We start from the raw sequence: 14,063 nt of genomic DNA on the forward strand, positions 1-14,063 counted from the left end.
GCCCCTGTCGCGGCAAAGGCCTCTGCGACGGCCTCGCCTATCCCCGAGGTCGCGCCAGTAACGATAACCACTTTGTTGGATTGCGTCATAATATCGATTGCCCTGTAAAGTAATGAGGCTTGGCGGGTATCTCCGGCGGTCTGCTTAGTGATCTATGCCCGCATACGGGCAGTGCGGATCGAAAACTTTTGCGCTGAGCATCATCACCCCTTGCGCTCCTCACCTTGCATCGTTTGCCTCATCGGCGAGATTGTGCGGCAAAGAGCTCATGGCCGCTCGTCCTCCGGGGGGCTGATTTTCCCGGGCACCTGGAATACCCAGTAGTGCGCGTCCTCCTCGGCGACATATCTGCCGTCCCGTAGACACTGTGCCAATATAAGGACGCCCTCATCCTGCATATGCCGCACCTGGTCTTCGAAGTACGTCGTGTCCGCATAGCTCTTGCGGGTGCTTGCAATAACGAAGCCGTTCGGGCGGGTGACACGAGCCAGTTCGTGCAATCCATCCGGTCTGACGTGTCCGAGCGTGAGGACGCCGCAGCAGACGGTCAGGTCATAGGTCGCACTGGAATAATTGGAGAGCCGGCCGTTAAGGTCGACATTGCCTTGGGCATGGCGGTAGACACCGGTTTGCCGGGCCTTCTCGGCCATCTCTTCGGAGAGATCGAAACCGTCGATCAACTTGAAGCCGAGGCGTTCCAGTTCCACGCCAACGAGCCCTGTGCCGCAGCCAGCGTCCAGGATCGTAACGGCATTTCGCTGCCCCGCCAAATATGCCGTCTGCACGGCGCCTGCCAGTTCCGCCACGATCATCGGGCCACAGTACCCGACGCGCCGCTGGTCCAGATCAAAGGCACTCGCCCACCCGCGATATAAGTGGGCCAAGCGAGTGGCGTCCCCATCGAGAGCATGGGATGCCTTCATGCGCTCCCGCGCGGCTTGCTCCGGTACTGTCTGCTGATCCCGAGTGTTCATATCAGTTTCTCCGTGTAAGGGCAGATGGGTGCGGCACTGTTTATGGGCGCGCAATGGCCGCGGCTGAACCACGAACTATTCCTCGCCATTTTTCAAAGCTTGGAACCTTACGTTTAGACTCAAGGCAATCAGTACCCCCTCTATAGGCCTCTCGGCTTATCTGTCCGCCGGATTGGTCAGCAGTTCCTAACCTGGCTGATGCCGATCCCGAACCGACGTTTTTTTAGAAAATCACCGACACTCCCAAGATGGTCATTAGAAAAATCGATCTCGAATTCTCAAGGGCGGTTGTACCAGAGGTATGCCGGGGCAAAAAGGTGATTTTTAAAAGATATATACTACTCATCGTCGTAATTCTAATATGTGTTGCACACAACATTTCCATACTTACTAGTGCCGCTGAGGTATTCTGGAACTTACATGGGCACATTGCGCGAGGTATCCACGTTAACAATTCTGTTTCCAACAGTAGCAGAACCCGCCGGCCACTCGTGGGATATCGTGTGAGCAATCGAAACATCGGGAGCGAACGCTACATTTATTATGGTCTTGCCGGTATCCAGCGATGGCCATTGAACACTCGAAGACGGTGACGCCGGCCGGAATAGTCGGCCGCACCACCGGTGTAGGCAGATTGCGGCGGCACAGCTCGCCCTTTCGCCTTAGCAGCGCCCAATCGTTTCTAGGTCGGCGGCTCGCCGGTCCCGCACTGGCCGATACCCCCAATGTAGCGGCAAATTGCTCCTATTCGCTAAGATTAGGAAACGGTGTGAGCGACCAATCACTAAGTCGGCAGCACGCTGAAGTATGGTCTCGGTCTGAGTACGAGTATTTGAGACAGCAATGAAGTGCCCGATACAGTCTCGGTAATCGCCTTTCCTGACGATTAGCGTCTTAGGTTCAATATACAATTTGACCTCCGCCACGCCAGGCACACCAGCCGCTCGAACGTCGCCATCGATCCACTCGAGGGTGCCATCACGATCAGGAACTAGGAACCGCGCGGCCGCAGTTTCCGAACGGCTTCTGCGCAAATTCCACTTTGCACCGCTCACAAGTTTGATGTGCTCGGTAACTACATCGACGCCGTAAGCCAGCTGAACCAGTTCAGGAGTGGGCGAACCAGGAAGACGGGGATTAACTTCAATGACGACTGGACCACGGTTCGTCCACCTGAGTTCGATGTTCGTTGGACCCCAGCCAAGGCCTAGAGCTCGCAAACAGCTACGCGAAACATCGGCAATATTACCATGCTGGTTATCAGTCAGCATGGCTGGATAGGTGAACTGACGATACACAAAATTGGGATGGGGTCCGAAGTCAAGAATGCCAACTCCAATCATCTCGTTTCCCATTATTTCAACGGTATAGTGTGGTCCATGTACGAATTCTTTGACCAGTATCTTTGGCGAAGAGCGCCACGCGTGCTGTCCGGCCAAAAGATAGGTCATATGTTCGGTTAACCCATGGACGTTTCTACACAATCTGACGCCCATACTGCCGCTGCCTACAGCTGGCTTAAGAATCACGGGTAGGCCGATCTCCGCGGCAGCGCATTTTACATCTGTTTCATTCGCTGCCACGCGATAAGCAGGTACTGAAACGCCAGCCTCCGCGAGGAGCTTACGTTGAGTAAATTTGTCGCAGCATCGTTCAATCGATGCGGGGTTCGGTCCCGGTAGATCAAAATACCGGCAGAGTTTGCCAACTGTCGCAGAGACGGACTCGTCGTCGCCCGCAAAGCCTGTAATGCCAGCAATGTCGTAGGTGGCACCTAGCCGGGAACATTCGCGGATCAGCGCATCGAGATTGTCTGTATCGACACGGATTGCCTCAATGCTTTCCGCCGCAAGATATTCATACTGACCCGGATCTGCCGCAAGGGTAATTGGATGAAGGCCAAGACCCTGAGCCGCCTGGACGTGGAGCGGACCATTACCCCTATGACCTTCTATCAGGATGAGCGCTTTTCTTGCCATTGATTTTTGACTCCGACGTGCGTGCTGTGCGGCGGCCCGAGCGCAAACAGGCATCAGTTTTCTTAGCCGTCCTGGACCTTGAGGCAGAAGTACCATTGTCAACGTTCTGCGGTCGCAAAGATTCTGCGAAATTCTTTGAAGGATCTGTTGCAACAGTTTACCGGCGCTGTGCACGGAGCGTAACAAAAGCACGGGTTTGACTATTGTTTTAGTGGATCATCCCGCCTGCAATTGCACCACCCCGCCAAGTCTGCTCCATCGAACGCCGCGGCTCGCATAAAGCAGCAGGCGATGAGCATGAAGTTGAATGCGGCACAAAACTTGCCGAAGCGAGCTGTGGAAGTAGGGTGCAGTTGCCTCGCCCGCGATCCAGGAAGGCGGGCTTCTCACGTCCAGCGCGAAGCCGTCCGAGCGTTGCGCTCTTCAATCCTGAGTCTCGACCAGGCCGGTTTACTGATCGAGATCGAATATGACCGGACCCGTTCCGGAATCTTTCTGCCGGTTATCCTAAAGCGCCTCTGGTCAAAAGCAGTCCACCAGATGCGACTGGCACTCATGTTCGCGGCCGGGATGATGCCGATGAGAGCCTTGCCTTGTTTGCGGCCACTCAGCCGGCTCCGCCATAGCCGGATGGGCGGTTCTGCTGCCCAAAAAAGGAAGTGATGATACAGACCTCGTCGACGATGGTCTCAGTGTCCATAGTTTGGTGCCGCCGTGCGCTAATTTCAGGCAGCCAGAGCGGTCTCCACCACCTTAACCCAGAATCCGACGCCATAGGGTATGGCTTCGTCATTGAAATCAAATTCCGGGTGATGCCAGGTAGCGGTTGATCCATTACCCAGGAAAACGTAAGAGCCTGGCCGTGCCTCCAGCATGTAAGAAAAATCCTCCGATCCCATGTTGGCTGGCAACTTGTCGTCCACGGCCTCAGGGCCAACCAGAATGCGTGCTGCTTTGAGCGCTAGATTGGTCTCGCAGATGGAGTTGATGGTGACGGGCTCAAATCGCCGGTATTTGAGTCAATATCCCCGCCAAATCCTCGCGCGATGCCTTTGGCGGATGCGCGTATATGTTGTTCCGCGAAGTCCCGCAGGTGAGGCGCAAAAGCCCGGACGGTGCCGGCCAATTCAACGCGATCGGGAATGATGTTGTACGCGGTTCCGGCGTTTAGTTTGGTGACGGAGATGACGAGTGACTCAAGCGCGTCTGTGCTCCGAGAGACCAAAGTCTGAAGGCCGAGGACGATCTGCGCTGCAATGACAATGGGATCGACGCATTTATGAGGCTCGCTTGGATGGCCACCCCTGCCTTTAAGGACTACGTCAAACTCATCGAGCGCGGCCAACAGTGGACCATAGCGAGTGCTGAACTTGCCCACCGCCAAATCTGGCGCACAGTGCAGACCAAAAACCTGGGAGATGCCGAAGCGGTCCATGATCCCTTCCTGGACCATCCTTTGGCCACCCATTCCATCTTCTTCCGCGGGCTGAAAGATCAGAGCAACGGTACCCTTGAAGTTGCGCGTACTTGCAAGGTGCTTAGCTGCTCCTAGCAGCATGGCCGTGTGACCATCATGGCCGCATGCATGCATCTTCCCCGGTAGTGTCGACGACCAGGGTTTGTTCGATGCTTCGAGAATCGGAAGGGCATCCATATCGGCCCTGAGCCCAATCGTCGGCCCGTCCCCGCCTTCGCCTTGGATTAAAGCAACGATCCCAGTTTCAGCTATGCCCGTTTCTATGTGATTTATACCGAACGAAGCTAGTTCTCGGTTACGAACCTCGCTGTGTTGTGTAGCTGATAACCGAGTTCGGGATGTCGATGGAGGTAGCGGCGCCACTCAGTTACCTCGGCCTGCAATTCTCGGAAAGTTTCTACGCTGCTCGTCTGGAATTCTCCAACTGTCATGGTCCATTGTGCATCGATTCACTTAAGGATGAACCAGCGATCGGCTTTAGGTCAAATCCAGTTCATGTATCGTAGTCATCTGGGAGTGAGATGGTTTCACGCCAGTCATGCGTATCTGGTCATTCGGGACCGCACCGGCCACAGCGAGCGCCTTTGGTTTATTGAGAAACGGGCCTTCTTCGAGAAGATCAGCTGGATCGGCGATAGGAGCGGGCCGAGGAGGCAGATCGATCTTCCTCGCGACGCGTCGCAGCAGGTCTTCGGCGACTGGCTGGCGGTAAGGCCGCGCAAGCCCTGGACGGTGGGAGGCACTACCCATCCCGCCGACGCGCTGATCGTCATCTCGCTTTCCTCTTTCCTCGCCGGCGGACGCCGTTTTGAGACCCTGTTTCAACCAGGGGAAAGGCGCTCCCTGCAGTCATTCTTCTGGAATGACGGGAAGCTCATTATCTCTTACCTCGTCAATCTCGTATCGCGTTTCGAGATGTTCACTCCCGGCCGCCAGGAATGGACGCGCCGAGTCCTCCACACCCTGCCCGCCGAAGGGACTGTCGACGTCTGGTCATGGTCTGTGCTCAGGATCCGGTGCCCCTGGGACAGCAGGCCGTCACCGCGGAGCCTGCGCAAGCAGGGACCGTCCTGGCGGAGACGGGAACCTCGTCACCGAAGCGCCTAGAGCGTGATGATGGGGCATAGCCGGCCTCGGTGAAGTAGTTGGCGCATTCCTTTGATGTGACGGTGTCGAGGATTTGGCCGATGGCGCTGCAGACGGCGTCGGCGGTGCGTCTGGCGGCCTTTCGCAGCAGGTGCTTGAGCTTGGCGAAGAGCAGCTCGATTGGATTCAGGTCCGGCGAGTATTTGGGCAGGAAGAACAGCTTGGCGCCGGCTTTGCGGATGGCGTGCCGGACGGCCTTGCCCTTGTGCGAGCCGAGATTGTCGATGGCGACGGTGTCGCCCGGCTTGAGGGTGGGCAGGAGCACCTTCTCGACATTGAGGCGGAAGCGCTCGCCATTGATCGGCCCGTCGATGAGCCATGGGCGTCGATGCGATCGTGGCGCAGGGCAGCCAAGAAGGCCATAGTCTTCCAGCGTCGATGCGGCACCTTGGCTTTCAGGCGCTGGCCGCGCGGCGCCCAGCCCCGGAGCGGAGCCATGTTGGTCTTGGTCCAGGTCTCGTCGATGAAGACCAGGCGGGAGGCGGTGATCCGGCCCTGATGGGCCTTCCACTGCGCCCGCCGACGCGCTACATCGGGCACATCTTGCCGGGCTCCACCATGCCCGTTTCCCGCAGCCGGCGAACCCACCGGATGACCGTGCTGATGTCGACTCCCAAAACGCGCCGCCTGCCGCAGCGACAGGCCCTCCTGCTGAACCGCACTTACAACCCGCTCGCGCAGATCCATCGAACAAGGCTTGCCCATCCATGCTGGCCTCCATCCCCAGCCAGCATGTTGAATCAAATTCCAGCTGATTTGGGAATCTGGAGGCTTCTGTGAGGTCCGCATGCTCAACGGAGCACACCCGCTAGTCTTCGGACCTCATTGCAAGCCGGAGTGAACGAAGCCGCGGGACGATCTGGCGCTATGGGGATTGTAGCCTGGAGGAGCGGTCGGGATCATCTTCGCCATGCTGATGAAGAGCGTTCACGATGCGGCCATAGCGAAGGACTGCACGGTGGAAGGCGGAACTGTGGTGGTGCGAGCCGTCGGATAGGCTGCAGTGCCTTCTATCGCCGGGCTGTCTGCTTGCGGCTTTGTGGCGGGACAAGGATCGGGGTGCCGGCGCGCATGGCGACGGGTACCGTACCGGGTGATGTGGACGCACCCAGCGTGGTCATGAGGTGTCGCTCCAGAAGGGGCGCGGTGTTGCCTGGCCGCACCGCCAGATGGCGAGCGTGATCATTGGCTCTCCGCAGCAGGGGCAGCGATGCGCCATAGCAAGGCGCTCGGCGGCGATAGCGGCGCTTTCGGCATCCGGTTCGGGCTCGTTCTGCTGCGAACCGGCCAGCAGCCTGTGGCACAGGTCGAGCTTGGCGGCGCGATTACCGTTGGCGAGGAAGCCGTAGTGGCGGATGCGATGGAAACCGTCGGGCAGTGTGTGCAGGAGAAAGCGACGGATGAACTCGTGCGCGTCGAGCGTCATGATCTTCGTCTTGCCGCGATGGCGATAGTCCCGCCAGCGGAACGCGACCCGATCGCCGGCCGTGCTGATCAGTCGGGAATTGGCGATGGCGACGCGATGGGTGTAGCGGCCGAGAGGCCAGCACCTGCTTCGGCCCGCCGAAGGGCGGCTTGGCGTAGACGACCCATTGACGGCGACGGGCCTCGGCGAGCCGGGCAGACGAAGGCATCAGGCTTTGCCAGGTAGGCGAGATCGCCGAAGAAGCCCAGCCGACCCTCATCATAGGCTGCTCGGAGTTCCTCCAGAAAGAGACGGCGGAACAGGCGCGACACGGGCAGGAATTACCCCGGCCGGCAGGCGACCCAACGCCGTCCATCGAGGGAGATGCCGCCGCCCGGGACGATGCAATGGAGGTGGGGTGATAGGTGAGGTTCTGGACCCAGCTGTGCAGCACCGCGATGAGACCGATCCCGGCGCCCCGAGATGTCTGGGATCTGCGGCGATGGTGCGCAGCGTCTCGGCGACCGCCTTGAACAGGATCGTGTAGACCGCCGCCTTGTTCTGGAAGGCGATCGCGGCGATCTTGGCGGGCAGCGTGAACACCACGTGGAAGTAGGGAACCGGCATAAGCTCGTCCTGCCGCGCGGCGAGCCATTCCCGGCAGGCCTTTCCCTGGCACTTGGGGCAATGCCGGTTGCGACAGGAATTGTAGGCCACGCGGATCGCCCCGCAGGACCGGCAGCCCTCGACATGGCCGCCCAGTTCGGCGGTCCGGCACAACTCGATGGCGCTCATCGTACGGCGCTCGACGCGTCCGAGATGACCGTCATGAGCCTGCCGATACGCCTCGCCATGGCGGCGGAAGATATCCGCCACCTCCAGTCTCGCCGAAATGCGCGGAACCGATCAGCCCGGCGGCACGACTTCGATGTTCAACCGGTCGAGCGGGCTTGTCGTGCGCCGGATGAGGCCGTTCGAGACGTTGGTGTAGCGGGCCGTCGAGGACAGATTGTTGTGACCAAGCAGCATCTGGATAATGCGAATGTCGGTGCCGTTCTCCAGCAAGTGCGTGGGCGAAGCTGTGCCTGAGCGGTGTGGACCGTCACACGCTTGTCGATGCCCGCGGCCGCACGCGCCGACCGGCAGGCCGAGTACAATACCTGAACGTCGATGGGTCGTTTGCATCCCGGCCCGGAAACAGCCAGCCCTGCGGCTTCGCCAGCCGCCAGTAGACCCGCAGGATGCGCAGAAGCTGCGCCGGGAGAACGCTTCCTCACTCTCCTCGATACGCGCCTGGCGGTAATAGTGCGGCGTGGTTGTATGGCGCACCAAATCCAGAGGCAGGTCGAAGAAATTGTGAAAGAAGGGAAGGCCAGTTAGGCTACCCGTGACCAATCCAGACCCGTGATAGCCGCGATTTCGCGAGATGATCTTTTTCTTTTCGGGCCGGCCAAGAATGTTATTGTAGTACAAGACCAGCTTGATGTTGGTTTCGTTGGCATCGGAATCGGAGAGGCCGAAATAGACCCTTCGCATGTTCTGACCGAAATACTCGACCACGGCCTCTGCCAACAGGGCGACCGGCTCCGTACCTTGGCTGGCATAGACGTGCGCGAACGGCAATTCGTGTGCTTGCCTGGCAATGGCCTCGGCGATCTCCGTGCATCCATATCCCATATTGACGCAGTAGAGCCCTCCGAAACCGTCGAGGCTCCTTCGGCCTTCGGTGTCCCAGATATAGACGCCTTCCGCACCGGCCATAATCCTATTTGGCGTTTCGCCTCGGCTGTGCTTGGCCAGATCGTAGAAGGATGGAAGACGAAGCTTCTATCCTTCTCCCGGAGTTGCTTGGTTCCCAGATTGCTCAAGCGCATCGTCCCTCTCATCGCGATAAATTGGCGTAGGGCACTCCGCCAGCCACCTGTTTAGCAAATAGCATACCGGAAACGTCTCTCGAGTTTCTCGGGAATGCAGGTTATTCGCCGCGGAATTCGCGGGATCGGCCAGAATTGCCGTGAAAACTAAGGCGCCACCTTCGCCTTGGCCGAGGGAGCGTTGAATTGGATCTCACTGATTTTGCGACGTCAGGGCGCGTCCTGCAAACACGAACAGCTTACGACGCGCATGCGCCCAGCATAGTGCCCGATTAGCGGGCGATATTGAAGGATGAATAGCGCTCGGGATGCTGTTCCCGCCGGCCGCGCGAGGCACGATAGAGCGCCGCCGGCCATGTTCCGCCGAACTGCCGGTCATCCCTTACATTCTGATGGTCCGGATCGGTCTTGCCTGACCTTGCCCCTCTGATCTAATCCGGTTTGAAGTTCGTTCTGGCCCATCGAGAGGACCAGGACATGAAACGCAGCCGCTTCTCTGAAGAGCAGATCATCGGAATTTTGAAGGAACATGAGGCCGGGGTATCGGTTGCCGATCTGTGCCGCGGCACAGGCTCTTGCGATCGCAATTCGTGATTGCTGCGCAGGGCGAGCCGAGCTGCGGCTCGCAGGACGCGAGCGAACCGACAGAACTCTTTGCGCGGCCTGAAAAGCTGCCTCCATCAATGCTGGCCGATCGTGCAGTCTTGAAACGCTGGCTCAAGCCTCAAACCTCGAGCAGCCGCTCTTTCCTCTCGAAACCAGCGCCCTCTCGCCCGACGTGATCACTCGATCTGATGCTTCGAGCAGGGCTCCTCCTAGTGGTTGCGCTCATGACCTGCACCCTTGGGACGTCTCCACGGATTATCAGCGGCTCGGCAAGCTCGGAACGCGCCGGTGAACGCTGACAAGGTTAGTCGCCGCCAGTGGATGGCGAGGACGTCCTGCGGCTAAGTACTTTAGGTGGGCGATTATAAGCCGAGATCCCGATAGGTGCTTTCGCCATAGCTCCTGGCGCCATTGGCACGCTGAGCGTTTGAAAGCCGATGAAATTCGTTAGGCCAATGGGCAAGCGCGTGCTTGATGGCCTTCATCTTGAACGGCACGTTCACAACACATTCGTCCCTAATGATAGGCGGACAGCGCGCATCTTGTTGTCGCGAGCCGTTAAGGTTTGCTGCGATTATCGGCAGACCTAGATCAAGGGCCAATTCCATTTCCCAGCGCACGAAGCGAAAAAGGTTTTTCGTTTTCTCACCGATCAGGACAAGTACCTGGCTCGATCCATTCATTCTGTTGCGAAGATTGCGTTTAACATAATCTTCGTCCTGTGCTCGGCTCGTCATATTGTCCAGATCGTGAGCGTTCGCGAATTCAAAACTCACATTCTCGCTGGCATTCCATCCTTTCATAAAGCGGTATGCCCAAGCGTCTTCATCGCCGTCAAATATTACATAGGTCTGATCGCTGTATGCCATTGTTGTCTCTTAGTTGTTTTGACGAGCAACCCACTGGGTGTGCTCCCGTGAGAAAGCCAGTTCGGCTTCGTTCACCGCGGCGGAGAATGCCTCATCCGAGTTGGCGTCCGTAATAAGGTCGGCAGTCAATCCGATCTCGTGAGCTGTCAACGTGTAAGCCGATGCCAATTCGTTAAATTTCTTGATCTGGGTCCACCCGATAAGCGAGGCGGCGATGACAATTAGCGGCTCGGTCGGCCAGCCTGGCATCGCGGGGTCAGCGATGCGTACTACGATGAACGAGAATCCCAGAGCGTATGCAAAAATACCAAGGCCCATCCAGACTTTCGCGGATCTCTTGTTCGAGCGCGCCTTCTTCTCGTACCACTTCCGTTGGTCGCAGATTCGTCTCTGCAGATATAGGTCTTTTCGTTCTTTTAGCGGGGAGTCCCTTATCGACATCATCTCGTCCGTTGTTTGGGGCGATGCTGAATCGGTGCCGCTCAACGCGCTACCAAGGTGACGATTGCTATCAAGGATACCTTCCATGAGCTTTCGAAAATCAGCTCTGGCGTCAGCCGCGCGCGCGTCATCGAACGGCTGTGCTCGCATCGCGAAGCGCCAAGTCAATGTCTTCACCGACTCTGCCAGAGCTCGAGCCTGATACCAGACCTGCTCGGGCTTTGTGACCGACCGGAAAATGAGGACTCCCATTGAGCAAAGAAATACCGCAGCATAGACACCGAAATAGGCTTTTGATGGCGACAAGTCCAAAGAGAGCACCGACGCTAAAAAAAGAAGAACGTACTCTGCCCGGATCAGGCGGAGAAACGTCGCCTGCTGCTCGTTGGATGCTACGTCGGCGCTATTATAGAGTCCAGGATATTTCATTTTTGAAGCACACCAGTCTACTTTGTGGCGGTAAATTCTTTAAGCCAAGATTTGGCAAACGTGAGGTTAGCAGTCGAGCTTACAGAGCCTATTCTTGAGCGAGGCGCGGTCCCTCTGTTCATAAACAGGAATGCAGGTCCTGTCCCATCAATGTAAGGGTATAGGCCCAAAAATTCTTGCCCGGAGAATGTTTCCGAAGATTTTTTTGCCACGGGCAGAACCGCTACCGCGGTCCGAAACCCATCGAAAAAGCCAAGCTCCCAAGGCATCCATCTGGATCCTGGAGAATTGTTTGAATGCACATAGATTAGCGTCTTTGACTGCCTCATACGGGTCCGCAGCAACTCGGCAGTGGCCGAGGAGACCTTTGTGCGGTCCAGTTGTGGATCTTCGATCCAATCTACGTAAGCAGTGAACCCAAGCTCCTCGAAAATTCGCTTCACACCGAGAACGATCTCTGCGTCCTTGAAAGAATGTGACAGAAAAACGTCGAATGACGATCTGGCTGTAGCTGCGGCCATCTCTTCCTTTAGAACGATCGATGCGGCTCTATGTCCTCGACTGGCATTCGCAACTCTTTTCAGCTCTGCCTCGGTCAGTAGCACTATTCAAATCCCCCCATGATCTGTTCGCAATCTATGAACTTGACGCCCATTCGATTAAGCGACCCTTGTCTTGTGAAAACTGGCACCATGCTCTCCAGCCGGTAGCGCAACCTCCACCTTCTCAAAGACCACGTCGGCTGACAGGAGTGACCGGCCTTGTCACCCACCTACGCGACCCCGGCACAGCGATGCTCCTCGCTTAGAAGGCTGCGGAGACCACCAATGTCAAACAGGGACAGACGATCTCCTCATCTCGATCAGGAAACGAACTTACGACGTAAAAACGCGATGGAGCGATCTCCGAATGTCCGCAGGCGTCGAGGGCCGGGTTGGTCGCCAAGGCCGAGCGGGCCAGCTTGCACTCCCGCTACCCGTCGGCTTGCCAAACCCTCGCTGTAGATTTCGGCCCCACACGGATGCGCTGACCGCGACTAAGCTCAATCGCCACTGATCGCCAATCCAGGGCGAAAGTTCCCCCCTTGAAGTAGCGGTAGAGGCATTTTTCGGCACTTCGCATCTTAGATATGGACGCCTCCTCCACCAGGCACGATCCGGTTTGGCTTCTCGCCGCAACCGTGCTGGCCAAGTGCGTCCGATGGCTGCTTCGATCCGTCTCCTGGAATGATCGGTCCCAGATTGCTCAAGCGCATCGTCCTTCCTCGCCATCAACTGGCGGATAGCGCTCGGCCACCTTTTCCAGCAATTAGTATACCGCAAATGTCCCTTGAGTTTCGTCGGAATGGATGCCTTTTGCCGACGAATCTACGGGATCCGTGCCAAACGCCGTTGAAACGTAAACTTTCGGTTTCACCGTTGCCTCAGGGCGGACAAAGGTATCGGTGAATTGGACTTCACTGGTTTCGTGACGACAAGGCTATAGTATTGATCAATCCCCAAGCCTGCCTGCAGCAGTCCCTCCATGAAATCCTGATAGGCGGCCATAGAACGAGATGCGACCCGCATCAGATAATCCACGCGCCCCCCAATTGCCCAGCAGTCCAGGATTTCCGGAATCTCTTGGATTGCAGTTTCGAAGAGTCGTTGGTCCTCAAGACGATGACGATCCAGCACGACCTCCACCATCACAAAGATCATGCCGCCGATGAGGGCAGGACTCAGTCGCGCATAAAATCCCTCAATAATCCCTGCGGCCTTGAGTGCTCGGAGCCGCTCCGAACAGGCGGACGCCGAAAGATGAACTCGTTTTGCAAGCTCACTTTTTGAAATCCGACCGTCTGCCTGAATTTCGGAGAGAATCCGGACGTCCCAACTGTCGAGTTGCACGGGATCGGGTTTCGACTTCATAACCTGTTGCTCTCAAGCAGCGATCGACAGCGCGTTGTGTGCCGATCAATTCTATCATCAATTGGAACGACCGAAGGTAGTATTGGAAGGCATCCGTTCCAGGCCCGAGATGTGCCAGAATGGGTACGAAAATCAGCTGAGGGAGAGCGATCCGCTGCGTAAAGCTGCAGAAGTAATTTGGCTATCGCCCCGACGCCTAACGGGGCAATGATGCAGCTGGAGATGGATAGTCGGCGGCGGAGACCTCCCGATAGATAGATAACCCATTTTCTTGAATCTCGCTGCCGTACTTGATAGACGCGCGACTGCATTCGAGCCTCGATCGCGTGGACGGCATTACTCAATGCAGTATTCACTGGCACATTCAGCCATTGGGGGTGAATTGAAGGCCTTGCTTGCCGGCTCACCGAGGGGGCAGGGCACAGCAAATGCCGCTCGTCTTACGGCTTGCCCGACAATTTGGCGCTCGGGTCTGGCCGAGATCGCCCAACCGGAAAGACTCAAACACCGATGTTTCGTGCGATGCTGTCGGCCGCCATACGCTTACGCCACTCAAGAGGCCCGGAATTGTGAATGGAGTTTCCCTCAACATCGACAGCCATGATGACGGGCATGTCCTGCACATCGAATTCATAGATGGCTTCCATGCCCAGGTCTTCAAAGGCGACAATCCGCGCCGCCTTAATCGACTTTGAAATCAGGTACGCGGCGCCACCCACTGCAGCAAGATAGGGCGTTTTGTGTCTTACAATCGATGCGATGGCCGCCGGTCCCCTCTCCGCTTTGCCCACCATCGCGAAAAGGCCGGTTTCGGCGAGCACCTTGTCCGTAAAATCGTCGAAGCGGCTGGAGGTTGTTGGACCGGCGGGTCCAACGACCTCATTCCTCACTGCCCTGACGGGACCGACGTAGTAGATCACGCGTCCCCGCAGATCGACTGGAAGCGGCTTGCC

General features: G+C 57.4%; 6 protein-coding genes and 7 pseudogenes. 2 read left to right on the forward strand and 11 right to left on the reverse strand.

The features are described from left to right. Window positions 1–266 precede the first annotated feature (266 nt). Window positions 267–974, reverse strand: a complete 708-nt coding sequence (locus tag EOC93_RS08190; RefSeq protein WP_127204325.1) for a class I SAM-dependent methyltransferase — start codon at window positions 972–974, stop codon at window positions 267–269. A 744-nt stretch (window positions 975–1,718) separates the two neighbouring features. Further along, window positions 1,719–2,953: pseudogene (locus tag EOC93_RS08195) on the reverse strand (acetyl-CoA carboxylase biotin carboxylase subunit family protein). Window positions 2,954–3,250: 297 nt separating this feature from the next. On the opposite strand from EOC93_RS08195, the gene EOC93_RS08200 reads away from it, so the two are divergent. Next, window positions 3,251–3,616, forward strand: coding sequence for a hypothetical protein (locus tag EOC93_RS08200; RefSeq protein WP_127204326.1), 366 nt, complete (start codon window positions 3,251–3,253; stop codon window positions 3,614–3,616). A 62-nt stretch (window positions 3,617–3,678) separates the two neighbouring features. Here EOC93_RS08200 and EOC93_RS08205 read toward each other — a convergent pair. The 5 pseudogenes from EOC93_RS08205 to EOC93_RS08230 all read right to left on the reverse strand — a co-directional run. Continuing rightward, window positions 3,679–4,861 (reverse strand): annotated as a pseudogene (locus tag EOC93_RS08205) (M20 aminoacylase family protein). A 683-nt stretch (window positions 4,862–5,544) separates the two neighbouring features. Further along, window positions 5,545–6,281 (reverse strand): annotated as a pseudogene (locus EOC93_RS08215) (IS630 family transposase); the annotation flags it as partial. 412 nt (window positions 6,282–6,693) lie between these two features. Beyond that, window positions 6,694–7,875, reverse strand: a pseudogene (locus EOC93_RS08220) (IS91 family transposase). A 12-nt stretch (window positions 7,876–7,887) separates the two neighbouring features. Further along, window positions 7,888–8,245, reverse strand: a pseudogene (locus EOC93_RS35330) (tyrosine-type recombinase/integrase); the annotation flags it as partial. Continuing rightward, window positions 8,224–8,855, reverse strand: a pseudogene (locus EOC93_RS08230) (aminotransferase class III-fold pyridoxal phosphate-dependent enzyme); the annotation flags it as partial. The pseudogenes EOC93_RS08230 and EOC93_RS35330, both read right to left, overlap by 22 nt. Window positions 8,856–9,332: 477 nt before the next feature. On the opposite strand from EOC93_RS08230, the pseudogene EOC93_RS08235 reads away from it, so the two are divergent. Further along, window positions 9,333–9,419 (forward strand): annotated as a pseudogene (locus EOC93_RS08235) (transposase); the annotation flags it as partial. Window positions 9,420–9,823: 404 nt separating this feature from the next. Here the strand turns inward: EOC93_RS08235 and EOC93_RS08240 are convergent. From EOC93_RS08240 to EOC93_RS08260, 4 genes are all read right to left on the reverse strand, one after another. Beyond that, window positions 9,824–10,330 carry a TIR domain-containing protein gene (locus EOC93_RS08240; RefSeq protein ID WP_127204327.1) on the reverse strand — a complete coding sequence of 169 codons (507 nt, stop codon included), beginning with the start codon at window positions 10,328–10,330 and terminating at the stop codon, window positions 9,824–9,826. 9 nt (window positions 10,331–10,339) lie between these two features. After that, window positions 10,340–11,200 (reverse strand): DUF4231 domain-containing protein, encoded by an 861-nt coding sequence (locus tag EOC93_RS08245; RefSeq protein ID WP_127204328.1) that lies wholly within the window; start codon window positions 11,198–11,200, stop codon window positions 10,340–10,342. 1,412 nt (window positions 11,201–12,612) lie between these two features. Continuing rightward, window positions 12,613–13,110: an Lrp/AsnC family transcriptional regulator gene (locus EOC93_RS08255; RefSeq protein WP_127204329.1), complete on the reverse strand. Its 498-nt coding sequence runs from the start codon at window positions 13,108–13,110 to the stop codon at window positions 12,613–12,615. A gap of 500 nt (window positions 13,111–13,610) precedes the next feature. After that, on the reverse strand, window positions 13,611–14,063 hold a 453-nt coding region (locus EOC93_RS08260; RefSeq protein WP_206532223.1), incomplete at its 5' end, for a fumarate hydratase C-terminal domain-containing protein.

The organism is Mesorhizobium sp. M6A.T.Ce.TU.002.03.1.1, assembly GCF_003997275.1.
GTDB classification, from domain to species: domain Bacteria; phylum Pseudomonadota; class Alphaproteobacteria; order Rhizobiales; family Rhizobiaceae; genus Mesorhizobium; species Mesorhizobium mediterraneum.

What these genes read in the sequence shown, in the direction of transcription:
- EOC93_RS08245 (WP_127204328.1), bottom strand. Translation starts at nt 11,200, where the DNA reads ATGAAATATCCTGGACTCTATAATAGCGCCGACGTAGCATCCAACGAG.
- EOC93_RS08240 (WP_127204327.1), bottom strand. Translation starts at nt 10,330, where the DNA reads ATGGCATACAGCGATCAGACCTATGTAATATTTGACGGCGATGAAGAC.
- EOC93_RS08255 (WP_127204329.1), bottom strand. Translation starts at nt 13,110, where the DNA reads ATGAAGTCGAAACCCGATCCCGTGCAACTCGACAGTTGGGACGTCCGG.
- EOC93_RS08190 (WP_127204325.1), bottom strand. Translation starts at nt 974, where the DNA reads ATGAACACTCGGGATCAGCAGACAGTACCGGAGCAAGCCGCGCGGGAG.
- EOC93_RS08200 (WP_127204326.1), top strand. Translation starts at nt 3,251, where the DNA reads ATGAAGTTGAATGCGGCACAAAACTTGCCGAAGCGAGCTGTGGAAGTA.